Consider the following 25,945-nt stretch of genomic DNA (forward strand, 5'->3'; position numbering starts at 1 on the left):
GACCCGAGACCCGAACCAGCACAACAGCAGACAGAGAGACACAGCATGAACAATGTCGAAGCGTGGACGACGCTCGTATCACCCTCAAGCAGCCGAGACCCGCGCAAACTGGCCGAACGTGCGGTGCGTCTGGAAGCCGACGGCTGGGACGGGGCGACGCTCGTCGACTCGCAGTGCCTGATGGGTGACGCGTTCGCGATTCTCACCCTTGCCGCGGCCTCGACTTCGAAACTGAAGTTGGGTACCGGCACCAGTAATCCTGTGACGCGTCACCCGTCCGTGTTGGCCAATCTTGCCGCCACGGTGCAGGTCATCTCCAACGGTCGAATGTCGTTGGGCATCGGACGGGGAGACTCGGCGCTCGCGTACATCGGTGCTCGACCCGCGTCCGTCGCGACGTTCGACCGAGTGTTGTCCATGTTGCAGAAGTATCTGAGGAACGAGGGAGTTCCGATCGAGGAGTCGGCGAGCATGCTCGCAGGCGGGCGCGGAGGGCTGGACGGGATCGCGATAGCCAACGCGCCGGAGACGAGCACTCTCGTATGGCTTCCGAACGACCTTCCGCCTGTGGAAGTCGAGGTCGCGGCGAGCGGTCCGAAGGTCATCGCTGCTGCAGCTCGGCACGCGGATTGCATTTCGTTCTCGCTGGGAGCCGACATCGATCGACTCCAGTGGGGTATCGGTGTTGCGCGGGATGAGATGGATCGAGTCGGAAGAGATCCGAAGTCCGTGCGCTTCGGTGCATATCTTCCCCTCTATCCGCATTCGGACGTGGAGGTCGCTCGTGATTTGAGTCGAGGAATTGTGACGTCCCACAGTCGATTTGCGGTCATGAACAAGTCGATCTCCGGCCCGGTGAGCGAGTCTCAGCGTGCCAACCTCGAACGAGTCAAGGCCACCTACGACATGACGAAACACGGTGACTCGTCGGGGAGTCATTCTCAGGTGCTCGATGCGGACTACATCGACAAGTTCGCGTTGGTCGGAGATCCCGACCACTGCGTCCAACGGATCGAGCAACTCGTCGACATCGGAATCGAGCGCTTCAACTTCTGGACGGCCGATCTGGACGGCCTGGGCGGCGAGAGTTACCACCTCGCAGTCGAGTCCGTATTGCCTCGGGTCCCGAACCGAGTCGGTCGGGTCACGGCGCATTCCTGAGACCGAGATTCGACCTCGGCTTTGTGAACCGCAGGCTCAGTAGTTCGCGATATACGGAATCAAGACTCCGCTTATGGTACGGTCTCAACCGGAGTCAATACTCCGCTTGAGCGCCCTAGGAGCAGATATGCGTAGTCCGGCCACCCGTACTCACCATCAAGTCACGTTCGGCGTGCTTGCTATCGGTGTGGGAGCTTTTGCCCTGCTCCAATCTCTCGTGACGCCTGCCCTACCGACCATTCAGGCTGCTCTGCATACCTCGCAGACCGACGTGACCTGGGTGCTGACCGCGTACCTACTGTCGGCGTCGATATTCACGCCGATCGTCGGACGGTTGGGCGATATGAACGGCAAGCGAAAGTTCTTCGTCATCGCTCTGCTGGCGCTCGCAGTCGGGTCGCTGCTGGCAGCAGTGGCAACTTCGCTCCCTGTCATGATTCTTGCTCGGGTGATTCAGGGTGTGGGCGGCGGCGTACTACCGCTTGCCTTCGGGATCATTCGCGACGAGTTCCCTGCCGAAAAAGTAGGCGGTGCAGTCGGTCTCATTGCCGCTCTCACGGCCATCGGCGCCGGATTCGGCATTGTGCTCGCCGGTCCCATCGTCACCGTTCTCAGTTACCAATGGCTTTTCTGGATCCCGCTGATCATGGTCCTCGTCGCTGCTCTGGCCGCACAACTCTTCGTTCCCGAAAGCCGTGAGAAGACGCCGGCTCGAATCAACTGGTGGGCCGCGCTGCTCATGTCGGGGTGGTTGGTCGCGCTCCTCGTCGCGGTCAGCCGGGCACCGTCCTGGGGCTGGACATCGGTGGCCGTACTGGGCCTACTCGTTTCAGCGGTCGTTCTGTGCGTGCTGTGGGTCATCGTCGAGAGTCGTAGCGTCAACCCTCTGATCGACATGAAGATGATGGCAATTCGTCAGGTGTGGGCCACGAATCTCGTCGCGCTGCTCTTCGGAGTCGCGATGTACGCGCTGCTGGGTTTCCTCCCGGCATTTCTGCAAACTCCGTCCGAAGCCGGTTACGGCTTCGACGCTTCGATCACCCAGTCCGGGGTCATGCTTCTTCCGCAGGCCGTCTTCATGTTCCTGGTCGGATTGGTGGCCGGGAGACTGGCACAGCGATTCGGGTCCAAACGCGTCCTTGTCATGGGATCGCTGATCGCCTTCGTCGCACTCTTGATGTTGGCCTTCGCCCACGCGCAGGCATGGGAGATCTATCTGGCGACTTCCATGACCGGAATAGGCTTCGGTCTCGCCTTTGCTTCGATGTCGAACATCATCGTCAATTCGGTTCCCCGGGAACAGACCGGCGTGGCCAGCGGTATGAACGCCAACATCCGTACGATCGGCGGCTCTCTCGGCGCAGCGGTCGTCGCCAGCGTCGTCGCAGCGCACGCAGGTCCGACCGGCATACCCGCCGAATCGGGTTACACGAACAGCTTCCTGTTGCTGGCGGGTGCGATGTTGCTCAGCGCTGTCGCAGGTCTTCTGATACCCCAGATCCGGCGGAGCAAGGTCGGCGATCACGTCGAGGAGCCGGCAGTACCCCTTCGACACGGGGAACTTGCCATGGTCGCCGGTGGAACCGTGGTCGGCGACGAGTCGGAGTGACGAGGTAACCGATGGGTCGTTCGATCCGCTAGGCATTGGTCAGAACTGTTGCAGCACAGACAGTTACGACCTCACAGGTGAGTGTGAACTCTGGATCCGGATTCGCTGCGTTCCCTTTCGGTGATGCAATCGCGTACCCCCCATTGCATTCGACATGCATGTCGGGTAGCTTTCCGGATGTAAGTGAACTCCATCACATTCACCTGGGCGTCCATCGTGAGCGCCGAGGTCGGTCCATTCCACGGAAGGATGTCTGCATGCCAAAATTGCAACCCAGGCTTGCGGCAGGGGCTAGCCTGATCGGCACCACTATCGAGTACTACGACTTCTTCGTGTACGCGACAGCAGCGGCCCTTGTATTCAACAAAGTATTTTTCCCCGGGTTGGGCGAATTCGGCGGCACCCTGGCGTCGCTGTCGACCTTTGCGGTGGCATTCTTTTTCCGCCCACTCGGCGGCATCGTGATCGGGCATTTCGGCGACAAGATCGGACGCCGTCCGATGCTGATTCTCACGCTGACCATGATGGGAATAGCGACCGTTCTGATCGGCCTTCTGCCCACGTATGCCGCGATCGGTGTGGCGGCACCCATCTTGCTGGTGGTGCTGCGAGCAGTACAAGGATTTGCGTTGGGCGGCGAATACGGTGGCGCGGTGGTGTTGACAATGGAACACAGTCCCGTTCAACGCCGTGGCTTCTTCGGCAGCTTCACCACGGCCGGCGGCCCGTTGGCGCTCGTGCTGGCGACTCTGGTGTTCATCCCGATCACCGCAATGCCAGAGGAAGCGCTACTTTCCTGGGGCTGGCGTATCCCGTTCATTCTGAGTGCAGTCTTGATATTCCTCGGATTTTATCTTCGGCGAACAATCGAGGAGAGCCCTGCGTTCACCGAGGTTCAACAATCCGGCAAGGCCGACCGGTCACCGGCACTCACCATTGTTCGCAAGTACCCTCTGCGAAGTCTCATCATTGCTGGTATCACGCTGAGCGCGGGTGTCTCGTTCTACGTTCTGGCCGTATTCGGGTTGTCCTACGGAACGACGACAGTCGGATTCAGTCGTCAGACAATGCTTCAAATAATCATGGTGACCATGATCTTCGCATTCGTGTTCATCGTCGCTGCGGGACGGCTCTCCGACCGAATCGGTAGGCCGAAGTGCATCGTCGGAGGAATGGTCGGACTAGCGCTGTGGGCTTTCCCGTGGCTGTGGCTGGTGGGCACTGGCAATGCGTGGCTCGCGCTTCTGGCGTGCATCGTGTTGTGCATACCGCTCGCGTTGAACATGGGTGTCATGGGTGTGTTTCTTGCCGAGTGCTTTCCCCCTGAGGTCCGGTACGCCGGTATTTCGATCGGCTACACGATCGGACTCATCGTCGGTAGTGGGTTGGCGCCCTTGATCGCCACAACGCTGTCGAAAGAGTATGGACCCCATGCAGTCAGCTGGTACCTGGTCGCGATGAGCGTCATTTCATTGTTCTCGGTGGGTGCCCTGATGCGTACCCGCGGGCACACCGCTGTCGATCGCGACGCCGTCGATCAGCCCTACGGAGACGCTGTGGGTGCTCCGCGGCCGGGGTCGACCGTGGCCTAGTCGGCTGAACTTCGAGGTCATCGCGTCCGGTTGGTCGGATCTATCCGACATCGACTTCCGGGCGTGATGGCCTTGTTCGGCTGTCGGGCGGTCTCAGCGTTTGTCGAGTGTCAATCCGATCGTTCGCACCCATGCGTCGGTCAGTGCGAGAGCGGCTTTGTCATAATCATGCGTCTCGGTGCCGACAAACCACCAGTAGCTGAAATTCGATGTCATCGAAACAAGCAGCCCTGCGGTTGTTTCCGCGTCGATGACGGGATCGGCGAACCCGCGGCGCTGCCAGCGCTCGATGGTGGCGGTAACTCGAGCGACATGGTCGTGACGCCGCTTCAATCGGTCTTGGTGCACTTCGGGATCGACGGTCGCAACCTGTTCCACGAGCCCGTACATCGCGGCGTTCTGCTTGTAGGTTTCGATGTACCTCAAGTTCGACTCGTGAAGCCGCGCGATCGGATCGGTCGAGGATTGGCTGGGCTCGGTGGTAGCGGCCTTCAATACCGCCTCGTTCACTTCGGCCGACAGGATGCGAAAGACCTCGAGCTTGTCCTCGAAGTACGTGTAGAAGCTGCCACGTGCCACCCCCGCCTCGTTCACGATGTCTTCGACGCCGGCATCGAAGTAGCCGATTCGCTCGAATACCGCTCGCGCCGCGTCGAGCAATCGCGCCCTGGTGCGCTCGCCGCGTGCTGTGCCCTTGGACGCATGGTTGGCTCGGCGCTCCGCGGCGGTGCCGGCTGGTGTCCACCCACCGCGGGTGAGCGGACCCGAACCGCTGCGTCGACTCGCTGACGAGGTCGTGGGACGAGGCATGTGGCTCCTTGGATCTATCGATGTCCTGTGGGATGCATGTTTCCCGAACCGAGAAACATTTACCCCTCGGCAGCGAGTCTAGTCGACATACCCGTCACAACCGCGGAAAAGTAATCGACAAAAATGTCGAATAAGGTTAAGATCCGTCTACGGCATCGATGCATCGCGCGTCTGGATGCCGGCGGCGAACGATCAACGCGCAGTCTGACGAGTAGGGCAGTCGAATGAATCTGATGTTTACGGAAGAACAAGAAGAGTTCAGGTCCGTGCTTGCCGGCTTCTTCGGCAACAAGTCGCCGGAGTCCGAGGTGCGTCGTCTGATGGAAACTCATGACGGCTACGACGCGTCGTTGTGGCACCAGATGGGGGAGAGCCTTGGCCTGCAGGGTCTCGCGATTCCGGAGGAGTTCGGCGGTTCCGGTTTCACTCTCTTCGAGGTCAATCTGGTACTCGAGGAAATGGGCAAGGTCCTCGTGTGCGCGCCGTACTTCTCGACCGTAGTGCTCGCCGCAAACGTATTGCTGCAGTGTGCAGACCAGTCTGCCAAGCAGTCGTATCTGCCTGGTATCGCAACCGGCGAGACAACGGCCACTCTCGCGTTCACGGACGACACCGGGCGCTGGGATGCGGACGGTATCTCAGCGACTGCTCGCGAGTCGGAGGCCGGTTGGTCGATCAACGGCATCAGTTCTTTCGTGTTGGACGGTCACACAGCGCAACTGGTGCTCGTTGCAGCTCGAACCGCCACCGGAGTGTCGTTGTTCGCGGTCCCGGCCGGTGCCGAAGGCATGACAAGGACCTTGCTGTCCACGCTGGATCTCACGCGGAAACAGGCTCGTCTCGAGTTTCGGGATACCCCGGCAACATTGATCGGTACCGAGGGGCAGGGCTGGCCGGTTCTCGAGAAGGTCCTCGACTTGGCCGTCGTGGGGCTCGCGGCCGAGCAAGTGGGTGGAGCGCAACGGGTCCTGGAGATGGCGGTTCAGTATGCGAAGGACCGAATTCAGTACGGTAGGCCTATCGGGAGTTTTCAGTCCGTGAAGCACAAGTGTTCCGATATGTTGTTGGAAGTCGAATCAGCGCGGTCCGCCGCCTACTACGGAGCCTGGTGCACCTCCGAGATGGTCGACGAGTTACCGGAAGTCGCAGCTCTGTCCAAGGCGTACTGCTCGGAGACGTACCTCAATGCGGCGACCGACAACATCCAGATTCACGGGGGAATCGGATTCACTTGGGAACACCCGGCCCACCTGTACTTCAGACGCGCAAAGTCCTCGGAGCTTCTGTTCGGCAATCCCACACGATGGCGCGAACTCTTCGCTGAACGCATCGGGCTGTGACATGGCAATGTGCGCGACGAGAAAAGTGAGGGCGAGATGAGCTGGACTGCCGGTGAGGGGCCACGCGGCACGATCGTCGGTCTCGGAATGACCGACAATGCGGTCGACGGACGATCGGCCGCAGATTTCGCTACGGAGGCAGTCCATCTCGCGCTGGGCGACGCCGGGCTTACCCTCGACGACGTCGATGGGCTCGTGACCTCCAGTGGCAAATCCGGTGGGGTCGACGTGAAGTTGGCAAGCAGGCTGGGGCTTCGCGACCTTGGATTGCTCACCCAGATTTCGCAGGCAGGATCGACGGCGAATGCGCAGGTTCAGTTGGCGGCCTTGGCAATTGCCGGTGGACTGGCCACCACAGTGGTGTGTGTCCACGCCGACGCTCCCTTGAAGCCATCGAAACGGGCGCGCGATGCGTATCGCCCGTCGGCCGGTTCGGTGGGTACCGGTTTTCGCGGCCTGTCGACCGTGGCTGGCCCCCGAAATCCAAACGGCGGCTACGCACTTGCCGCGCGCAGGCACATGAACCGATACGGGACGACGAGCGAGCAGTTGGGCGCAATTGCCGTCGGGCAACGCCAGTGGGCAGCTTCGAATCCACGCGCCAGGTTTCGGGAACCTATCACTGTGGCCGACCACCAAGCATCACGGTGGGTCGTCGAGCCGCTTCATCTGCTGGACTGTTGCATGGTGTCCAACGGCGGCGTCGCAGTCGTGGTGACCACAAAAGAACGAGCACAGGATTTGGCTCAACCCCCGGTCCATGTCCGTGGGTGGGCACAGAGCCATCCGGGCTACCGGATGGAACGTGGATCGGACTGGGGTCTGACGACCGGTGCCGCCATCGCAGGGCCCGCGGCGTTGAAGATGGCCGGAATGACACCTGCCGATATCGACGTCCGGCAAATCTACGACTGCTACACCTACACGGTCCTGGTTACCTTGGAAGATTACGGATTCTGCGACAAGGGCGAGGGCGGTGCACTCGCGGCCAGTGGTGCTCTCGCACCGGGAGGCGCGCTGCCGACCAACACGGGCGGCGGACAGCTGTCCAGTTTCTACCTGTGGGGGATGACTCCGCTGTCCGAAGCGATCCTCCAGATTCGCGGCCAGGGCGGTGCTCGTCAGGTCCCACAGCACGAGACCGCCATCGTGAGTGGCAACGGCGGAATCCTCGATTACCACAGCACCCTCGTCTTGGGAGCGCAGGCACAATGAGCGAGAGATCGACCCCTGATTCGACGGCGGCGCAGGAGTTCATCGTCGAACGCAACGATGCATCAACGCCGTTCTTCGATGCTGCACGTAACGGAACGCTTCTCATTCGGGAGTGCCCGACGTGCAACCACTTCTACGCCCCGCACGTCAAGCGTTGCCGCGACGGCAGCGAACTGGAGTGGCGTGCCGCACGTGGCACTGCAACTCTCGTGACCTGGGCAGTGGATCATTCGCCATCGATCAGTACCCAACTGTTGGGTAGCGACGGCGGACCTCCGGTGATCGGCATTGTGGAACTGTCCGAAGGTCCGTGGATGTACACCGCCTTGCCCGGCGTCAGCGCCGCATCGTTGAGCGACGGCTTGGACATGCACGTCGAATTCCTGGCGCTCGGCACCGGTGAACCGGTGCCTGTCTTCGCGCCGACCGCCATGCACACCGAAAGCGAGCAATTGCGATGACAGTCGACGATTCGAACCAGCGGGTTCTGGCCGAGCGGCGCGGATCGGTAGGACTACTCACGATCAACCGACCTGCAGCGCGGAATGCGATCAGTCGAGCCGTGACAATCGAAATGGCCAGTGCTATCGAAGAATTCGAGGCGGACGGCCGTGTGCGCGTGATGGTCGTGACAGGAGCTGGTGACAAGGCCTTCTGCGCAGGTGCCGACCTGAAGTCCATGAAGGACGGCCGCCCCATCGTTCCCGAACTCGGCGGGCTGGCGGGTTTCACGTCGCGGACGTTCGGCAAACCGGTGATTGCTGCCGTGAACGGATTTGCGCTCGGTGGTGGTACCGAAATCTGCTTGGCCTGCGACTTGGTCGTGGCGGACGAACGTGCATCGTTCGGGTTGCCCGAGGTACGACGGGGAATCGTTGCCGCTGCCGGCGGTGTAGAGAAGCTATCGCGCAGAATACCGCCGGCCGTGGCTCTGGAAATGATCTTGACCGGGGAGCCCATCACCGCGCAGCGAGCCTTCGATCTTGGGCTCGTCAACCGCGTTACCCCCAACGGCGGAGCTCTCGGCGGTGCACTCGAGCTCGCGGACCTTATATGCAAAGGCGCACCTCTGGCCGTTCGTTATTCCAAAGCCGTTGCACGTCTGTCGAGTTCGATTGGCGAGACCGATGCACTGAAGGAGTTCGACTCCCTCCGCCGAGAGGTGTTCCGGAGTCAAGACGCAGCCGAAGGACCACGCGCTTTCGCTGAGAAGCGCCAACCGAATTGGACTGGGCAATGACCGAGAATCTGCCGCTTGCGGGACTTCGAGTAGTAGACACGTCCGACGGCAAGGGCGAGATGTGCGGTCGCTACCTCGCCGACCTCGGTGCCGAGGTGATCCTCGTCGAACCCCCGGAAGGGGCATCGAGTCGCACCTGCGAACCGATATACCGAGGCGTCAGCACGTATTTCGCCTCGCACAACGCGAACAAATCGAGCGTCGTCATCGACCTGGAAGACGGGAACGGGCGCGCAACATTTTTGGGTTTGCTCTCCACCGCGGACGTCTGGATCGAAACCTCCGCTCCAGGAACACTTTCTGTGATCGGCCTCGATCCGAGCGCCGTGCAGCGTCGTTTCCCCGAGCTCGTGGTGGTCTCGATCACCGACTTCGGACAGAGCGGTCCGCGCCGTGACGACGTGGCTACCGACTGGGTGCAGATGGCCGTGGCAGGAATATTGAGTCGTTCAGGATCGCCCGACACGGCACCGATGATGCCTCCGGGTGCCTTGGCCTACGAGTCTGCGTCGATCCAAGCTGCCTGGGCCACGCTGCTGGCGTACTGGAATCGCCTCGAGACAGGCTCGGGGGACTACCTGGATTTCTCGATCTCGGATGCCGTTACTCAGGTGCTCGACCCCCCGTTCGGTTCGATCGGGACTGCGGCGGCTGCCACGGGCGACGGCGAGACCAGTCAGGATCGCTCTGCGTTCCAGCCGTACCCCATCTTCCCGTGTCGTGACGGGCACGTCCGCATCGTCGTCCTCGCCGCCCGGCAATGGCGCGCCCTTCGGCAATGGTTGGGCGAACCGGAGGCCCTGGCCCATCCGGACCTGCAGTTGGCGCACCGACGATATGCCATGGCCGATCTCGTGAACCCGTACATCTCCGCACTGTTCGCCGAGCGCACGTCCATGGAACTGGTGTTGGAAGGCCAGAAACGGGGCGTGCCGATAGCGCCCGTTCTGACGCCGGCTGCAGTACTCGGCAGCGAACACTTCGCGGTGCGCGGGGCATTCGTCGACGTCGAAGTTGCACCCGGGGTCATGGGCAAGATTCCGTCCGGCCTCGTCGAGTTGGACGGAGAACGGGCTGGAATTCGGCGGCGAGCACCGGAACTGGGTGAGCATCAGCACCTGCTCGACAATATTGTGCCGCGTTCCACGGAATCTCCGTCTCGAGCTCCGGTAGCCGAGCAGCGCAGACTTCCGCTGCAGGGAATTCGAGTGCTCGACCTCGGCGTCATAGTCATGGGAGCGGAATCGGGACGGCTGTTCGCCGATCAGGGTGCCGACGTGATCAAGGTCGAGAACCGGGCGTACCCGGACGGTTCACGAGCCGTACTACAACGTCCGATGACTCGACGCTTTGCCATCGCGCAACGTGGCAAACGCAGTTTCGGTGTAGATCTGCGAAGTGACGAGGGCAAGAACATTTTTCGGCAGTTGGTCGAGCAGGCCGACGTAGTGCTGTCGAACTTCAAGCCAGGAACTCTGGAAAAGCTGGGGATCGGCCCGAGCACCCTCCGTGACATCAATCCCAGGGTTGTCGTCGCGGCGAGCAGTGCGTTGGGAGCAACCGGGCCGTGGAGCAACTGGATGGGATACGGCCCGCTGGTTCGGGGAGCGTCGGGCCTGACGAGTCTGTGGCGCGATCCGGGTGACGATGGCCAATTCGGTGATTCCGCCACCGTCTACCCTGACCATCTGGAAGCCAGGGTGGTCGACATCGCCGTGCTGGCCTGCCTGATTGCGCGTAGGCGTGACGGAGTCGGTGCACTCGTCGAGGCGTCTCAGGCAGAAGCAATCCTCGTGGCGATGTCCGATCTCTTCCTCGGTGAATCGATCGAGCCCGGAACCGCTGCTCCGCGCGGAAATTCGATCGACAGTCAAGCGCCGTCCGGTGTGTACCGATGCGCCGGCGACGACGCGTGGTGCGTGATCAACGTCCGTGACGACGATGACTGGTCGAGCCTGCTCGAGGTCGTCGACGCCTCGAGGTTGTCGGATTCGGTGTTCGCCGAGGTGGCTGGGCGCATCGCCAACCGCGCCGAAATCGACAGTGCCATCAACTCTTGGACGAGCACACGAGATTCCGCAGAGGTTGCGCGCGCGCTGCAGGAGGTGGGCGTTCCGGCCGGCGCGATGAGGCACGTCGGCGAATTCGGATCGGACCAGCATCTCCAGGCACGCGGATTCTTCCGAACCGTGAGGCACCCATTGGTCAAACGTCCGATCCTGATGGAAAACAGCCTGTGCCATTCCATGCAGATGGCGGATCCGGTCCTCGATCCGGCTCCCTTGCACGGTGAGCACACGCGCGAGATTGCCGGCCAATTGCTCGATATGACCGAGGATCAGATCGAAACGGCCATCGACGCAGGGGTACTCGAGGAATCGCTCGCGCCGGTCTCGGTCTAGTTTCTGCTGGTCTCTTCTACGCTGCAGCAACAGATTTCAGATTGGAATGGTCGATCGTCAACTTTTGTGGTGGTGAGTTCTCCGGCCGACGCGCTGCCCTCCAGCGCGTCGGTGTGGATTCACGACGTTGGCTACCGAAGTACGAAGGGAATTCGCGAAGTAGCTTCGCAACGATCGATCACACAAAACAGCGCTGGCCCCGTTCTCGATGGGGCCAGCGCTGTTTCGTGGAGAACGTCAGCTGCTTCGCGGTACCTCGCGGAACGGCAAATTCTTGCCCACGACAGGTTCGCGTGGTAGCCCGAGAACCTTCTCGCCGATGATGTTCTTCTGGATCTCGTCGGTGCCGCCGGCGATGGATTGTGCAGGGACGGACAGCAGAACTTCGGCGATGACGCCGCCGAGCGGCGCATCCGAGCCGGCCAGCATGCCATCGGCTTGCTCGATCAGGGTGTGCACCTTGCCTGCTTCCTTGGCCAGCTTGCTCAGTGCCAGTTTGCCCAGTGAGCCCTCGGCACCCGGAGGCCGACCGAGCTCCTGTGCCGCACGTGCCCGGTCAGCGGTCCATTTGGTTGTTCGCTGTGTGGTGAGGAGCCGTGCAATTTCCTGGCGCACAACAGGATCCTTGGCTCGACCCGTCGCAATGGCACGTTCCACGATCAGATCGACGCGACCGAGGCGCTGGGGATACCACCGATACGTCTCGAAGTAATGCTCGGCCTCCTGCCGCGCCTCTTCGAGTGCCCGGCCAGGCGCGGTCGAATACTCCGGTCGCACCAGAGTGCCTGCGCGTCGTTCGAACGCAAGCGTGGTCAGGGCGACGGACCAGCCGTCGTTCACCTCGCCTATCACGTAATCCTTGGGTATCCGTGCGTCGGTGAAGAAGACCTCGTTGAACGAGCTGTAGTCGTTCATCTGTCGGAGAGGACGGACCTCGACTCCGGGCTGGTGCATGGGAATTGCGAAGTAGGTGAGTCCTCGGTGCTTTGGCGCGTCCCAGTTGGTCCGCGCCACCAGGATGCCGAAGTCGGCGTGGTGCGCGCTCGTGTTCCACAACTTCTGACCGTTGACTACCCACTCGTCCCCGTCGAGAACCGCCCGAGTGGTGAGACCGGCGAGGTCGGAGCCTGCACCGGGCTCACTGAACAGCTGGCACCATGTCTCTTGTCCGGTAAGGATCGGACGTAGGAAGCGCTCGCGGACAAGGTCGCTCCCGTGGGTCAAGATTGTGGGGCCTGCGAGGATTGTGCCGTTTCCGACCGGAGTCCCCACCGCGCCGGCGGCGAGAATCTCCTCTGTGACGACAGGGTCCGTCCACTCCGGCCACCCCCGTCCATGCCAGCTCTGCGGCCAAGCCGGTACAGCCCAGCCTGCGTCGAGAAGCAGGGTTCGCCACTCGACGAGGCTTCGATCCGGATCCCAATTCTCGGCGACCCATTGCCGAACTTGCTCGCGCAACTCCACAGCGGATTTCGGCGGCACGTCGATCGCAGAAGTGATGGTCATGCCAGCAGTGTAATTCAAGTCGACACTGTTGTCGAGTACGGATTTCAGATGTACAGTCGACATTCATGTCGGCTATAGATGAGGAACATGTCGTGACGATGCGCGTCGAGTCGTCTCACGTGATGATGTTCGCGCGTGCACTCGGAGAATCGAACGCGTCGTTGCCCGAGCCCGGTGACGAATCCGTACCGGTGACGTTCCCGGTCGCGGCGGCACAATTCGATCCCGACAACGAGTTACGGCCGAACGGCAGTCGTCCGTGGTTCGGCTCGGGACGAGAGGCCGGTACACCGCGTCCCACCGCAGTCGAAGGAACACGGTTGCACGCCGAACAACATTTCGAGTACCACCGACCGATCCGTGTCGGGGAAGAGTTGAGGTCGACCCAGACACCGGGGGCGCGGTGGACGAAGACCGGCTCGAAAGGGGGAGACCTCGAGTTCTTCGAAACGTTGACGCATGTCTCGGATTCCTCCGGTGAGCCTGTTGTCACGATGCGCAGTGTCAGCGTCATCGTGAAGGAAAAGGGAGAACTCCGATGACGGACGCTGCAATCGTCGGCCGGCAGTATCAGTGCGTTGTGGTCGACGATCTCAAGAGAACTCAGATCGTCCAGTACGCAGGCGCTTCCGGCGACTACAACCCGTTGCACACGGACGAGAGATATGCCGTCGAGGTCGCCAAGAGCCCGTCCGTCTTTGCCCATGGAATGCTGACGGCGGGCATGACCGCCCACGGTCTCAGAACTCTGTTCGGAGCTGCGCCGGTGCTTCGTTTCGGAGGCCGGTTTCTCGACAAGGTGTGGCCGGGAGATTCGCTGACCCTCACTGCGACCGTGGCGGGAACACAGGATCAGGGCGACCGACACGTCGTCACGCTCGACCTCGTCACCACCAACCAGCGTGGGCGTGCCGTCTACAAGGGGTCCGCAGATCTCGTTCTGGACCCTCCGACAAGCTGACCATCACTGCTTCCATTCGTTTCGAATCCAGATCGTCGAGAGAGCAAGAGATTATGCGCCGGAACATTTTTGACACCGACCACGAGGCATTTCGCGAATCGGTTCGGGAATTTCTCAAGCGGAACGTCGTGCCTCGCGCCGACGAACTGATCGAGAAACGAACAGTGCCGCGTGACATCTGGATCGAGGCCGGCAAGCACGGTTTTCTCGGTCTGCAGGTTCCCGAAGCGTACGGCGGATCGGATGCGCAGGATTATCGGTACACCGCCGTCATCACCGAGGAGTTCGCTCGTGTCTCGGCCTCCCTTTCGTCATGTCTCGGTATTCACATCGACGTTGTCGCACCGTATTTGACGGAGCTTGCAACGCCGTCACAGCGGGACAGGTGGCTACCCGGATTCTGTTCGGGTGAGACGTTGACTGCGATCGGGATGACCGAGCCCAGTGGGGGTTCGGACTTGGCCGGACTCAAGACGACCGCCGTGCGAGACGGTGACGGTTGGGTTCTCAATGGGTCCAAAACCTTTATCACCAATGGCTATTCGGCTGACCTCGTCGTGGTTGCCGCCCGAAGCTCTCCCGGAGGCGGTGCACGCGGTATCTCGCTGTTCGGGGTGGAAGCGGTGACGCCCGGGTTCGGGCGGGGACGCAAACTCGACAAGGTGGGGCAGTCCGAGTCCGATACGGCGGAGTTGTTCTTCGACGACATGTTCGTGGACCAGTCTGCGGTGATCGGCGAGGTCGACCGTGGATTCATCCACATGATGGAGCGACTACCTCAGGAGCGGCTCGGGTGTGCCGTCTCGAACATTGCGCATGCGTCCCAGATTCTCGACGAGACGATCGAGTACGCGAAGAACAGAAAGGCCTTCGGGCAGGCGATCGGGTCCTTCCAATACAACAAGTTCACCTTCGCCGAGATGGTCACGAAGATCGACGCAGCACAAGCATTTCTGGACCAGGCCATCATGGCCCACGTCGAGGGGACACTGTCGGCCATCGACGCGGCCAAGGTGAAATGGTGGTCGGCAGAAATTCAGAACGACGTGATTGATCGGTGCCTGCAGCTGCACGGTGGTTATGGCTACATGAACGAATACCGTGTCGCCCGGGCATGGCGGGACGCGCGAGTCACGAAGATCTGGGCGGGCTCGAACGAGATCATGAAGGAGATCATCGGTCGCGAACTCGGGTTCTAGCGATTTCGGAAGCAGTCGAGGAACATTCGGTCTTCGAAATGGTTGTAATCGACTTGCATGTCGACTAGGTTCGGTATGTGAGTAACGGCGATATCAAAGTGGACTTGGCAACGGATCACGTTGCCACGATCGAGATGTGCCGAGGCCCGAACAACTTCTTCGATACAGCGTTGATCGAGAGCCTCGGCGACGCATTGAACGAGTTGGCCGAGGACCAGTGCAGGGCGGTCGTTCTGTGCAGTGAGGGTCGAAACTTCTGTGCAGGTGCACGCCTGGAGTCGACGTCGAGTTCCGACGCGGCCCAGGCGCCACACCTGTACGACGTGGCGATCACATTGTTCGAGCAGCCGCTGCCCATTGTCGCGGCCGTACAGGGGGCTGCAGTCGGGGGAGGGCTCGGCCTGGCTTTGGCCGCAGATTTCCGAATCGCAGCCGAGGACTCGAGGTTTACGGCGTCTTTCGCCCGACTGGGGTTTCATCATGGCTTCGGTATGACTGCGACGCTCCCGAATGTCATTGGCGCACAGGCGACTCTGGACCTGCTGTATACCGGTCGCAACGTTGGTGCCGCAGAAGCGAAAAGTCTCGGTTTGTGCGACGAGGTTGTTCCCGCCGATGAGCTCCGGGCACGCGCTCGCGCCCGAGCTCACGCGATTGCGCAGTCCGCCCCCTTGGCGGTTCGGTCGATCAGGGCAACCATGCGCAGGACGTTGGTCGACGAGGTTCGTCTCGCGGTCTCGCGGGAGCGCAGCGAGCAGGAGCGGTTGATGGCAACAGCCGATTTCACAGAAGGCGTGACCGCAATGTCGGAGCGTCGTGATCCGGATTTTCACGGCGTCTGACGACGCCGCCCGAGCTAAAGGAGATGTACGTGCAGGCCTCGGTCCCGATCGTAAATTATCTGACGTTGGACGGTGACGAGGCGTACCTGCTCGCGACCGACTGTTCGTCGTGCGGTGCCAGCTATCTGGGTAGTCGTATCGCCTGTTCGCGCTGCAGTTCGCGGACGTTCGTCGAACGCAGGCTGCCGAACGACGGCACCGTCGGATCGTTTTCCATCGTGCACAGGGCGCCGGCACCGATAGTGACACCCTTCGTGTCCGCGTTGATCGACCTCAGCGACGGAACGACCGTGAAGGCGAACATCATCGACTGCCCGCCCGATGCGGATCATGTTCGCCTCGGTATGTCCACGGTCATGCGGACGTACGAAGTGGGCCGAGACTCCGAAGGAACCATCGCAATGGCGTTCGGCTTCGCGCCGAACGACGCCGCGACCGAAGGCGACACCGCAGCACCAGCGACGAAGGAACCACGATGACCACTATTACCCCGGAATCCCTCTGGTTGATCGGTGTATCGATGACACGTTTCGGTCGTTACCCGGACCGCGACGCCTTCGATCTCGGTGCCGAAGCGGCGCTCGACGCCCTCGACGATGCCGGTGTCGGAATCGCGGACATGGACGTCCTGGCGGCGGGCAGTGTGAATCAAGCGAGACTGTATCCTGCACAGCGCATTCAGAAGTTGATCGGCCAGACCGGAATTCCGGCGTTCAATGTCCTCAATGCGTGCGCCACTGGAGCGACCGCGGTTCGTGTTGTTGCGCAAGCTATCAAAGCCGGCGAAGCCACTATGGGGCTTGCGGTCGGATGCGAGCAGATGGGAAAGATGGGTCTGCTCGGTGCCGCCGGCACACCGGGCGTGCCGGAGCGGTTCATACCTGCAGGCCACGACGGTCACGTGGTGCCGACCGAAGGCATCCTGGGTACGTCCATGATGCCCGGCATCTTCGCTCAGGCGGGGATGCGGTACGCATCCGAAAACGACGGTGTCGGCTTCGAGCAGTTTGCCCGCGTCGCAGAGAAGAATCACCAGCACTCGACGCTGAATCCGCTTGCCCAGTACCGGAAGGCGTTCTCTTTCGAGCAGATCGTCAATGCCGAAATGATCGGATACCCGAACACCACGCTCATGTGTTGCCCGACCGGTGACGGGGCCGCCGCAGCGGTGATCGTTTCGGGGGAGCGCTTGGCGACCATGCCGTTGGCGACCAAGAAGCGTGCAGTCAAAATTTCGGCATCGGTATTGACGTCGGACCCCTGGTCACCGGACGGCCTCGTGCAACCGGATATCTCCACTCTCACTCGAAACGCCGCCAGGCAAGCGTACGAGACCGCCGGAGTCGAACCGAGCGACCTCGACTTGGTGGAACTGCACGACTGCTTCGCTACGGCGGAACTGATTCACTACGACAATCTCGAGTTGTGCGAGCGCGGAGGCGCCGGCGAATTCATCGATCGCGGTGCGCCGTGGCGAGACGGCGAAATTCCCGTCAACGTATCGGGCGGGTTGTTGTCCAAGGGCCACCCCCTGGGTGCGACGGGAGTGGCCAATCTATTCGAGGTGGCAACTCACCTGAGGGGTGAAGCGGGCGACCGTCAGATCGAAGGCGCGAAGATCGGACTAACTCACGTGATCGGGCTCGGTTCTGCCTGCTCGATCCATATTCTGGAACGGAGCGGGCTATGAGTGGCATTTGCGAGGATCGTGTAGTCGTCATCACCGGGGCGGGCCGAGGCATCGGCCGCGAATACGCGCTCGAGTTCGCAAGGCAGGGTGCGAAAGTGGTCGTGAACGACCTGGGCGCTGAGGGTGACGGCACCGGTTCGGGGTCAGATTCACCAGCTTCGCAGGTAGTGACCGAAATTCGCGACATGGGCGGTGATGCGATCGTCAATGGAAACGACGTCGCCGATTTCGATGGTGCCAAAAAGCTCATCGATGACGCCATCGATGCCTTCGGACGGGTCGACGTTCTGGTCAACAATGCCGGCATCCTGCGGGACCGAATGATCGCGAATATGTCGATCGAGGAGTGGGATTCGGTAATCCGGGTTCATCTGCGCGGAACGTTCGGACCCACCCGGTGGGCAGCCGCTCATTGGCGCGAACGCAGCAAAGCCGGTGAGTCCGTAGACGGCCGACTGATCAATACTGCATCGTCCTCCGGCCTGTACTCCAATGTGGGACAGGCCAATTACGCGGCAGCAAAAGCGGGCATCGCGTCGCTGACGGTTGTCGCAAGTCAGGAGCTCGCGCGTTACGGTGTCACCGCCAATGCGGTGTACCCAACTGCTCTGAGCAGGCTGACCGAGGACGTATTCAAGGCTGCCGGCTGGACTGGTGAGTCCGAAGACGGCTTCGACTCCTTCGATCCCTCGAATATTGCTCCCGCCGTGGTGTGGTTGGGTAGCACGCGATCCGCCGAGGTAACGGGTCGCGTGTTCGGGCTCCGTGGCGGGCGCATCGTTCTCGCCAATGGCTGGGAGGCGGGGCCCACGGTCGATGCGGGACGTCGTTGGGACCCAGCCGAACTCGACGATGTCATCGCCGATCTCGTGCGCCGCGCGCCCGAGAACGCCGGAACCGACGGCATCCGACCGGTCCGCGTCGACTCGGCATAGGAGCGCCGTCGCTTCAGCTGACATGTACGGCGTTGTGATCGTAGTTCGTCAATAGGCAACATCATTCGGTATTCGATGGTGTGCAATTCAAAGGAGAGTTCATGCCAGAGGCAGTCATCGTCGCCACCGCGCGCTCACCGATCGGCAGGGCGATGAAGGGGTCGCTCAAGGACATTCGTCCCGACGATCTCACCGCGCAGATGGTCGCCGCTGCGCTGGCCAAGGTGCCCTCGCTCGACCCGAACGACATCGACGACCTGCTCCTGGGCTGCGGTCTGCCCGGCGGCATGCAGGGCAACAACCTTGCCCGCATCGTCGCGGTTCAGCTCGGTTACGACTCGCTCCCGGGAACGACGATCACCCGTTACTGTTCGTCCTCGCTGCAGACCACCCGGATGGCGCTGCACGCGATCAAGGCAGGCGAGGGTGACGTCTTCATCTCCGCTGGTGTCGAGAGCGTGTCCAGCTTCATCCACGGCAGCTCCGACTCTCTGCCCGAGAGTTACAACCCGATCTTCGCCGACGCCGAGGCCCGCACCAAGAAGGCGCAGGAAGAGGGCGCGGACAGCTGGACCGATCCCCGCGAGAACGGCGAACTCCCCGACGCGTACATCGCGATGGGCCAGACGGCCGAGAACGTCGCGCTACATACCGGCATCAGCCGGGAGGATCAGGACCACTGGGGCGTCCGCAGCCAGAACCGTGCAGAAGAGGCCATCAACGCCGGTTTCTTCGAGCGGGAGATCACCCCGGTGACCCTGCCCGACGGCACCGTCGTCAAGACCGACGACGGCCCACGCGCCGGCACCACGTACGAGAAGATCAGCCAGCTCAAGCCGGTCTTCCGCCCGAACGGCACCATCACCGCCGGTAACGCGTGCCCGCTCAACGACGGCGCAGCAGCGCTCGTCATCATGAGTGACACGAAGGCCAAGGAACTGGGTCTGACACCGTTGGCTCGCATCGTGTCCACCGGCGTCACCGGTACGTCGCCCGAGATCATGGGCCTGGGCCCCATCGAGGCCACCCGTAAGGCACTGAAGATCGCAGGGATGTCCATCTCCGACATCGACCTGTTCGAGATCAACGAAGCCTTCGCCGTGCAGGTCCTCGGCTCGGCACGCGACCTCGGCATCGAAGAGGACAAGCTCAACATCTCCGGCGGTGCCATCGCGATCGGTCACCCGTTCGGCATGACCGGTGCTCGCATCACCACTACCCTCCTGAACAACCTGACCACACAGGACAAGACGTTCGGCGTCGAGACCATGTGCGTCGGCGGCGGCATGGGCATGGCCATGGTGCTCGAACGCCTCAGCTGACCCGACCAGCAAGGCCGGTTTTCGAACCGCATTCGACTACGGTTCTGCAGTTCGACATCTTTGTCGGGTAGATTCGGTCGATCATGCCGCGGCGGCCCAACCATCCGTCTTGTTGTCGATGTGCAAGCGGCCAGTAACGAGGAAGTGAATCAATGAGAGCAGTGAGGCTCGCAGTGGACGGCGACCGAAAAGATCCGATCATGCAGGAGGAGGCCACGCCGACACCAGGACGCGAAGACGTTCTGATTCGAGTGTTCGCAGCGTCGCTCAACTTCCGCGATCAGGCTGTTCTGGACGGGCACTACCGGGGACCGCTGAAGACCAGCGGTGTCCCGCTGTCCGATGGTGCAGGCGAGGTAGTGGCCGTCGGATCCCACGTCACTCGAGTAAAAGTGGGCGATCGTGTGTCGGCCAACTGTGCTGTGCACTGGGTGGCCGGCCCCAGGTTGCTGGAGCACCGTTCAACGGCACTGGGAATGACTGTGGACGGGATGCTGGCCGAATACGCGCTGGTGCACGAGAACGCTGTTGTTCATGTGCCGGAATGCCTTTCATATGTCGAAGCAGCCTCGCTTCCGTGCGCGGCGGTGTCCGCATGGTCGGCGTTGCACGTCGTAGCGCCGTTGCAACCAGGGCATACTATTCTCGTTCAAGGCACCGGCGGAGTGGCACTGTTCGGACTGCAGATTGCGCGCATCTTCGGTGCGCGCGTGCTGGCAATCACGTCCTCCGATGACAAAGCTGAGATTCTGAGAGGGCTTGGAGCGGACGCGGTCGTCAACTACCGGACAACTCCTGATTGGGAACGCGAGATCCTCGATCTCACAGACGGTCGAGGTGTGGACAAGGTGATCGACATTGCAGGTGAGGCGACGATCGTCAAATCTGCCGCATCGACTCGGCTGGGTGGCGAGATCGGGCTGGTCGGATTCGCCAGTGGATACGGCGGCGGGCTGCCGCCGATCGATATTCTCCAGCGCGGCATCACAGTCGCAGGAATCGGGGTTGGGCCGAGGGTCAATTTCGAGGCGGTACTCGCTGCATTTGCTGCCAACAATGTCAAACCCGTTATCGACCAGGTCTTTCCGTTCGAGCAGTACCGCGAGGCGTACAAACGCATCGAGAGTGGCAAGCACGTCGGTAAGATCGTCGTGGATATTGCGGGCTGACAGGTCTGCCGAATTCGGCTGCGCCGGTTCGGTATTGCCTGCATTCCTTCAGCCGGCACCAGCGGTGCCAGGGCGTACCGAAAGTCCCTCCGCCCTGGCACCGGGAACGAATCCAGGCGCTGTTCTCAGCTCAGGGTCGAGTCCCCGATACCTCGGGGCGATTGGAGTCGGCGGCGAGGGTAGGAGGACTGGAGTACCAATCCTGGTAGATCGGATCCAACGGATGGAAGTTGCCCCAGTTCGATAGTTCCGGAGCTTTCATGATGCTCCATCCGGTGTTGATCTCCATCTGCTGGTTCCAGTCCCAGACGCACACTCGATGCAACACCTTCCACTGACCGTCCCGCTTTTCGCAGAGGTCACGGTAGCGGCCGCCGAGCATCATGGTCGGTTTGCCTTCGAGATAGGTGGTGACCACCATGAACATACTTTCCCGGTGTGCACGGTCACCGTCGATTTCGGAATAGACGTTGCTGATGTGGTGGTTGCAACTGACGAGCACCTCTTTCGAGCCCATTGCCACCTCGCACCACCCATGCCCTGCTCCGACGTACCTACCGTGATCGTCTGTGCTGTCCTCCCAGTAAGTCGATTTCATCAATTCGAGATCCATCCTGTCGATCCCGCGGCAGTAGCGCATCAAGTTGTCGTGCAGCGCTTGCTTGTCGATCAACTCGTTTATTTTGTCGTGTTCGATCATCGGGTTCCTTTCACATCGTCGGCGTATCAGGCTTTTCGCGTCGGAGAAATCTGGAGTTCTCGCACGGATTGCTGTCTCTCGGCTTCGCGGTGCAGTGCACTGAAGCGCAGTGGTTGCGAATCGCAATCGTGGCAGGCCGAGCAGCGTTGTCGAACTTGCCTTTCCAGCGGACTACAGCCGACCACGCAATTGATCGTATTCATTTTCGACACTGTTGTCGATAGTGGCGTGCAGGCAATCGGTCCGCAGGCGTGGATGCGCTTGTGCGGACTCATCATGGCCTCGCCAGTGGTTGTGCGCGGGTTGCGAGTGGCCGAGTGCAGCCGAGCCGGCGAAAACGTCCGTGGTAACTTGGTCTTGCGATGAGAGCCACAAATTCTGATGCGAAAGAGTGCATTGTGGTCGGAGAGAAAGCACTTCGACGAGACGCAGCGGAAAATCGTCGGCGATTGCTTGTTGCTGCGGCTTCTGTCTTCAACGAGCATGGTCTGGATGCGGGTGTCGAAGAGATTGCGCGGGAAGCCGGCGTAGGCCTCGGCACCCTCTATCGGCGGTTCGCCACCAAGGATGCGCTTATCAGTGAGTTGGTGCGTACGCTGCTCGGCGACATTCTGCGAGTTGCAGAAAGTGCAGTTTCTGCGCCGAACGGGGAGGGGTTGGAGCGGGTACTGTCCGGTGCCGGTGCGGTCCAATCGGCCAACCGTGGATGCCTGCCGCGCTTGTGGTCGGACAGAGAGAGTGCATCGCTCCGGTCAGACCTCAGGCAACATCTGATCGAGTTGCTTCATCTAGCGAAACAGAATGACCGCATCCGAAGTGATGCAACCCTGGAAGATGTGGATCTCGTCTTTTGGGCTGTTCGCAGTGCGGTCGAGACGTCACAGGGTGTTACGGATTCCGCCTGGCAACGAACGTTGACCATCATGCTCGCAGGCCTTCGGCCCGGTGCCGAGCGGCTGGACACACGACCGATGACCGGCGAGGAGTACGAGGGCATCGCTGCCCGCATGAATCCGGCCACAGGATAGGGGATCGCGGTCCCTCGGATCGATTGCGAACAGGCTGTCTCGTCGATGCCGAACGTCACCGCCGACCTCGTTGCGACGTGATCGCCGACCGTACTCAGAGGTCACCGCTGATGTGGACATCGACGACGTGCACCTGAACCCCTTGCGCGGCAATGCGTTCGAGCTGCGTTGGGTCAGCGGTCGAGTCTGTGACGAGGTGGTCGAGTTGATCCAACGCCGTCATTCTCGCGAGCGTGACCTTGCCGATCTTCGAACCATCGACCGCAACTATCACGCGTTGGGCATTGGCGGCCATGGCGATCGCGGTGCGTGCCTCAGCCTCGTCATAGGTGGTGGCACCGACGTCGGCCGACATTCCGTCGGCACCGAGGACGGCGGTACCGACCGTGATGACCTGAAAGGCATACTCGGACATAGGCCCTACTGCTTCGAGGGAGTTCGCGCGTACCAGTCCACCGGTCATGATCACCTTCATGTGCGTGTCGACGACGCAGTCGGCCGCGATGGTGAGCGAGTTGGTGACGATAGTCATGCTCGGTCTGCCCTTGAGTGAGCGAGCGACCTCCTGAGTGGTGATTCCGCCGGTCAGTGCCACCGACTGCGGACCGGCCGGGATCAGGGCTGCTGCGCGCTGCGCGATCCGTCGCTTCACGGCGACCGTTCTGTGGTCGCGCAGGCGCACCGGAATGTCGCTTCCACTCGGATCGAGCGCGCGGGCACCACCGTGAGTGCGCTGCAACAGGCCCTGTCCCTCGAGTTCGCTCAGGTCTCTTCGCAGCGTCGCAGCCGACACCCCGAGCTGTTCGCACAACTGCTGGGACGACACCTCGCCGTTGTCGCGGAGTGTCGAGAGCATCTTCCGCATCCGGTCCGTTCGTTTCGTCGACATCGTCGTCGCTCTCGCTCTCTCGATTCGCTCAATTTTATTGATTGTTTAGCTGCTCCATATTGCGCGTTACATACGGCATTTTCATACTCGACGGATGCAACCCACATCACACCCCACACGACAGGCGTCGACGTGACACTCACGACGACGAGTGAACTCGTCGCCTCGGCAGCTTCGGACGGGAGAGCAGTCCCGGCGTTCAACGTGATCTCCCTTGAGCAGGTGGAGGGCGTGGTCGAGGGAATCGAGCGCGCCGGATCGTCGGCCTTGCTGCAGATCAGCGAGAACACGGCCCTGTTCCACGGAGGACGCTTCGCACCGCTCGTCGCTGCATGCGCGCAGATCGCCTCGCACTCGACGGCCCCCATCGCGCTACACCTCGATCACTTCCGGGACGTCGACCTGATCGAGGAGGCGATCGCGACTGCCGTAGAGCTCGGTGCCACGTCCATCATGGTGGACGCTGCGCATCTGGACTACGGCGACAACATCTTTCGTACCGCCTCGCTCACACGTGACGCGCACGCCGCGGGCCTGTGGGTCGAAGCCGAACTGGGGGAGATCGGCGGAAAGGACGGCACTGTGCTCGACGCACATGCACCGGGTGCGCGGACCGACCCCGATGAAGCCGCGGCGTTCGTCGCTGCAACAGGCGTCGACGCCCTTGCCGTCGCGGTCGGAAGTTCCCATGCGATGACGAGCCGTACTGCCCAACTCGACATAGACTTGCTCTCCCGTCTCGCCGGCCGGGTATCGGTGCCGCTGGTATTGCACGGTTCATCGGGCGTCCCCGACGACCAGATCCGCATGGCGGTCGACGCGGGCATCCGTAAGGTCAACATCGGAACGGCACTGAACGTGTCGTTCAGCGCCGCGGTACAGGGTGCGATGCGGGCAGAACCGTCTGCGCTCGATCCGCGAACATATCTCGCGGCCGGCCGCGCAGCCGTGAGCGATACCGTCGCTCACTTATGCCGCTCGGTCAGCCCTGTTCGGGCAGGGGGTGCACGATGAACGCAGGCACTCTCGCAGGTAGTCCACTGGCCGAGCTCATCACCCGGCACAAGGCCGGAGCAGTAGTCGGCATCTACTCGGTGTGCTCGGCGCACCCCACCATCGTGCGGGCAGCGATCACCCAGGCTGCGGCGGATGGCAGCCACGTTCTGATCGAGGCCACGTCCAACCAGGTCGACCAGTACGGCGGCTACACCGGTATGCGTCCCGCCGACTTCCGGTCACTCGTCCTCGGTATCGCCGACGAGGAAGAGTTTCCGCGAGACCGGGTCATCCTCGGGGGCGACCATCTCGGACCCAACCGGTGGCAGGACCGACCGGCCGAGGTTGCGATGGCCGAGGCCGACGTTCTGATCGCGGCCTACGTCGAGGCCGGCTACACGAAGATTCATCTGGACTGCAGCATGTCCTGCGCCGACGACCCGCCCACGCTGAGCGACGATGTCGTCGCCGGTCGCAGTGCTCGGCTGCTGCGCATCGCCGAAGATGCGGCGGAGCGCTCGGGCGGAGTTCTACCCGCGTACGTGATCGGCACCGAGGTGCCGGTACCCGGTGGTGCCCACGAGACACTCGACGCGCTGACACCGACACCTGCCGACCGAGCCAGAGCCACGATAGCCGCGCATCGGACGGCGTTCGCCGCAGCGGGCCTGGATGCCTTGTGGCCCAGGGTGATTGCGCTTGTGGTTCAGCCCGGCGTCGAGTTCGATCACGTCAACGTCTTCGACTACGACCGCACCGCGACTGTCGCCTTGCGTGGTGTTCTCGACGACGAGCAACACCTGGTCTTCGAGGCGCACTCGACCGACTATCAGCGACCCGAGCAACTTCGCGAACTCGTCGAGGACCACTGGGCGATTCTCAAGGTCGGCCCTGGTCTGACGTTCGCAATGCGGGAGGCACTGTTCTCCCTCGCCCGGATCGAGAAGGAATTGGTGGAACCGCCGTCCCAGTCGGGTCTGATCGAGGTCGTCGAACGCCGGATGCTGGCAGAACCCGCTTACTGGCAGGCCTATTACCACGGTGATCCGACGGCCCAGCGCACCGCGCGCCGCTACAGCTACAGCGACCGTCTGCGCTACTACTGGCCCGATCCTGAGATAGATGCAGCTCGAAAGACGCTGCTCGACAACCTCGATCGCGTCGGCATCCCCTTGCCGCTGATCAGCCAGTTCATGCCGGACCAGTACGGGCGCATCCGTGCGGGACTGCTGGACACCAGCCCGGACGCCCTCGTCATGGACCGTGTTCGCGACGCCATGCGCCCCTATGCACGAGCCTGCGGCATCAGTGCCGTTCACTACCCCGACGGAGCCTAGAA

24 protein-coding genes are annotated in these 25,945 nt (G+C 61.8%); 20 read left to right on the forward strand and 4 right to left on the reverse strand.

Annotated elements, in window-relative coordinates; genetic code table 11:
* The first annotated feature begins 45 nt into the window (after positions 1-45).
* From ASG84_RS15930 to ASG84_RS15940, 3 genes are all read left to right on the forward strand, one after another.
* The gene (locus tag ASG84_RS15930; RefSeq protein ID WP_057478025.1) at positions 46-1,161 is read left to right on the forward strand and encodes an LLM class flavin-dependent oxidoreductase; all 1,116 of its coding nucleotides are present in this window, start codon (positions 46-48) and stop codon (positions 1,159-1,161) included.
* A 127-nt stretch (positions 1,162-1,288) separates the two neighbouring features.
* Positions 1,289-2,770 (forward strand): MFS transporter, encoded by a 1,482-nt coding sequence (locus tag ASG84_RS15935; protein ID WP_057478026.1) that lies wholly within the window; start codon positions 1,289-1,291, stop codon positions 2,768-2,770.
* Positions 2,771-3,027: 257 nt separating this feature from the next.
* Entirely contained in the window at positions 3,028-4,362 is a 1,335-nt protein-coding gene (locus ASG84_RS15940; protein WP_162248348.1) for an MFS transporter, read from the forward strand.
* A 93-nt stretch (positions 4,363-4,455) separates the two neighbouring features.
* Here ASG84_RS15940 and ASG84_RS15945 read toward each other — a convergent pair whose 3' ends face one another.
* Positions 4,456-5,172 carry a TetR/AcrR family transcriptional regulator gene (locus tag ASG84_RS15945; protein WP_057478028.1) on the reverse strand — a complete coding sequence of 239 codons (717 nt, stop codon included), beginning with the start codon at positions 5,170-5,172 and terminating at the stop codon, positions 4,456-4,458.
* A gap of 233 nt (positions 5,173-5,405) precedes the next feature.
* Between ASG84_RS15945 and ASG84_RS15950 the strand changes: the two genes are divergently transcribed.
* The 5 genes from ASG84_RS15950 to ASG84_RS15970 are packed head-to-tail and all read left to right on the forward strand — an operon-like array spanning position 5,406 to position 11,369.
* Positions 5,406-6,512 carry an acyl-CoA dehydrogenase family protein gene (locus tag ASG84_RS15950; protein WP_200936605.1) on the forward strand — a complete coding sequence of 369 codons (1,107 nt, stop codon included), beginning with the start codon at positions 5,406-5,408 and terminating at the stop codon, positions 6,510-6,512.
* Positions 6,513-6,548: 36 nt separating this feature from the next.
* Positions 6,549-7,727: a thiolase family protein gene (locus ASG84_RS15955; protein ID WP_057478056.1), complete on the forward strand. Its 1,179-nt coding sequence runs from the start codon at positions 6,549-6,551 to the stop codon at positions 7,725-7,727.
* Positions 7,724-8,188 carry a Zn-ribbon domain-containing OB-fold protein gene (locus ASG84_RS15960; RefSeq protein WP_057478030.1) on the forward strand — a complete coding sequence of 155 codons (465 nt, stop codon included), beginning with the start codon at positions 7,724-7,726 and terminating at the stop codon, positions 8,186-8,188. Before ASG84_RS15955 ends, ASG84_RS15960 begins: the two co-directional genes overlap by 4 nt.
* The gene (locus tag ASG84_RS15965) at positions 8,185-8,967 is read left to right on the forward strand and encodes a crotonase/enoyl-CoA hydratase family protein (RefSeq protein ID WP_057478031.1); all 783 of its coding nucleotides are present in this window, start codon (positions 8,185-8,187) and stop codon (positions 8,965-8,967) included. The genes ASG84_RS15960 and ASG84_RS15965 overlap by 4 nt, the downstream gene beginning before the upstream one ends.
* Positions 8,964-11,369, forward strand: coding sequence for a CaiB/BaiF CoA transferase family protein (locus tag ASG84_RS15970; protein ID WP_057478032.1), 2,406 nt, complete (start codon positions 8,964-8,966; stop codon positions 11,367-11,369). The genes ASG84_RS15965 and ASG84_RS15970 overlap by 4 nt, the downstream gene beginning before the upstream one ends.
* Positions 11,370-11,606: 237 nt before the next feature.
* Here ASG84_RS15970 and ASG84_RS15975 read toward each other — a convergent pair whose 3' ends face one another.
* On the reverse strand, positions 11,607-12,875 hold the full coding sequence (locus ASG84_RS15975; protein WP_057478057.1) for an acyl-CoA dehydrogenase family protein: 1,269 nt from the start codon (positions 12,873-12,875) through the stop codon (positions 11,607-11,609).
* A gap of 65 nt (positions 12,876-12,940) precedes the next feature.
* On the opposite strand from ASG84_RS15975, the gene ASG84_RS15980 reads away from it, so the two are divergent.
* The 9 genes from ASG84_RS15980 to ASG84_RS16020 all read left to right on the forward strand — a co-directional run bounded on the left by ASG84_RS15980 (position 12,941) and on the right by ASG84_RS16020 (position 20,993).
* Entirely contained in the window at positions 12,941-13,417 is a 477-nt protein-coding gene (locus tag ASG84_RS15980) for an FAS1-like dehydratase domain-containing protein (RefSeq protein ID WP_082521031.1), read from the forward strand.
* Positions 13,414-13,836, forward strand: coding sequence for a MaoC family dehydratase (locus tag ASG84_RS15985; RefSeq protein WP_057478034.1), 423 nt, complete (start codon positions 13,414-13,416; stop codon positions 13,834-13,836). Before ASG84_RS15980 ends, ASG84_RS15985 begins: the two co-directional genes overlap by 4 nt.
* 53 nt (positions 13,837-13,889) lie before the next feature.
* The gene (locus ASG84_RS15990; protein WP_057478035.1) at positions 13,890-15,035 is read left to right on the forward strand and encodes an acyl-CoA dehydrogenase family protein; all 1,146 of its coding nucleotides are present in this window, start codon (positions 13,890-13,892) and stop codon (positions 15,033-15,035) included.
* Positions 15,036-15,112: 77 nt separating this feature from the next.
* Entirely contained in the window at positions 15,113-15,877 is a 765-nt protein-coding gene (locus ASG84_RS15995) for an enoyl-CoA hydratase/isomerase family protein (protein ID WP_082521032.1), read from the forward strand.
* A gap of 29 nt (positions 15,878-15,906) precedes the next feature.
* Positions 15,907-16,356, forward strand: a complete 450-nt coding sequence (locus ASG84_RS16000; protein WP_162248349.1) for a Zn-ribbon domain-containing OB-fold protein — start codon at positions 15,907-15,909, stop codon at positions 16,354-16,356.
* On the forward strand, positions 16,353-17,567 hold the full coding sequence (locus ASG84_RS16005; protein WP_057478037.1) for a thiolase family protein: 1,215 nt from the start codon (positions 16,353-16,355) through the stop codon (positions 17,565-17,567). The genes ASG84_RS16000 and ASG84_RS16005 overlap by 4 nt, the downstream gene beginning before the upstream one ends.
* Complete coding sequence (locus ASG84_RS16010) at positions 17,564-18,502, forward strand: SDR family oxidoreductase (RefSeq protein ID WP_057478038.1); 939 nt, start codon at positions 17,564-17,566, stop codon at positions 18,500-18,502. Before ASG84_RS16005 ends, ASG84_RS16010 begins: the two co-directional genes overlap by 4 nt.
* Positions 18,503-18,603: 101 nt before the next feature.
* Entirely contained in the window at positions 18,604-19,824 is a 1,221-nt protein-coding gene (locus ASG84_RS16015; protein WP_057478059.1) for an acetyl-CoA C-acetyltransferase, read from the forward strand.
* 152 nt (positions 19,825-19,976) lie between these two features.
* Positions 19,977-20,993: a zinc-dependent alcohol dehydrogenase family protein gene (locus ASG84_RS16020; RefSeq protein WP_057478039.1), complete on the forward strand. Its 1,017-nt coding sequence runs from the start codon at positions 19,977-19,979 to the stop codon at positions 20,991-20,993.
* Positions 20,994-21,123: 130 nt separating this feature from the next.
* Here ASG84_RS16020 and ASG84_RS16025 read toward each other — a convergent pair whose 3' ends face one another.
* Entirely contained in the window at positions 21,124-21,693 is a 570-nt protein-coding gene (locus ASG84_RS16025) for a nuclear transport factor 2 family protein (protein ID WP_057478040.1), read from the reverse strand.
* A 362-nt stretch (positions 21,694-22,055) separates the two neighbouring features.
* Between ASG84_RS16025 and ASG84_RS16030 the strand changes: the two genes are divergently transcribed.
* On the forward strand, positions 22,056-22,721 hold the full coding sequence (locus ASG84_RS16030; RefSeq protein WP_057478041.1) for a TetR/AcrR family transcriptional regulator: 666 nt from the start codon (positions 22,056-22,058) through the stop codon (positions 22,719-22,721).
* 94 nt (positions 22,722-22,815) lie between these two features.
* On the opposite strand, the gene ASG84_RS16035 is transcribed toward ASG84_RS16030, so the two are convergent.
* Complete coding sequence (locus ASG84_RS16035; RefSeq protein WP_235581690.1) at positions 22,816-23,577, reverse strand: DeoR/GlpR family DNA-binding transcription regulator; 762 nt, start codon at positions 23,575-23,577, stop codon at positions 22,816-22,818.
* A 165-nt stretch (positions 23,578-23,742) separates the two neighbouring features.
* Between ASG84_RS16035 and ASG84_RS16040 the strand changes: the two genes are divergently transcribed.
* Positions 23,743-24,624, forward strand: a complete 882-nt coding sequence (locus tag ASG84_RS16040; protein WP_057478043.1) for a class II fructose-bisphosphate aldolase — start codon at positions 23,743-23,745, stop codon at positions 24,622-24,624.
* On the forward strand, positions 24,621-25,943 hold the full coding sequence (locus ASG84_RS16045; protein ID WP_057478044.1) for a D-tagatose-bisphosphate aldolase, class II, non-catalytic subunit: 1,323 nt from the start codon (positions 24,621-24,623) through the stop codon (positions 25,941-25,943). The genes ASG84_RS16040 and ASG84_RS16045 overlap by 4 nt, the downstream gene beginning before the upstream one ends.
* The last annotated feature ends 2 nt before the right edge of the window (positions 25,944-25,945 follow it).

The sequence above is a fragment of the Rhodococcus sp. Leaf278 genome (genome assembly GCF_001426085.1).
Classification (GTDB): domain Bacteria; phylum Actinomycetota; class Actinomycetes; order Mycobacteriales; family Mycobacteriaceae; genus Rhodococcoides.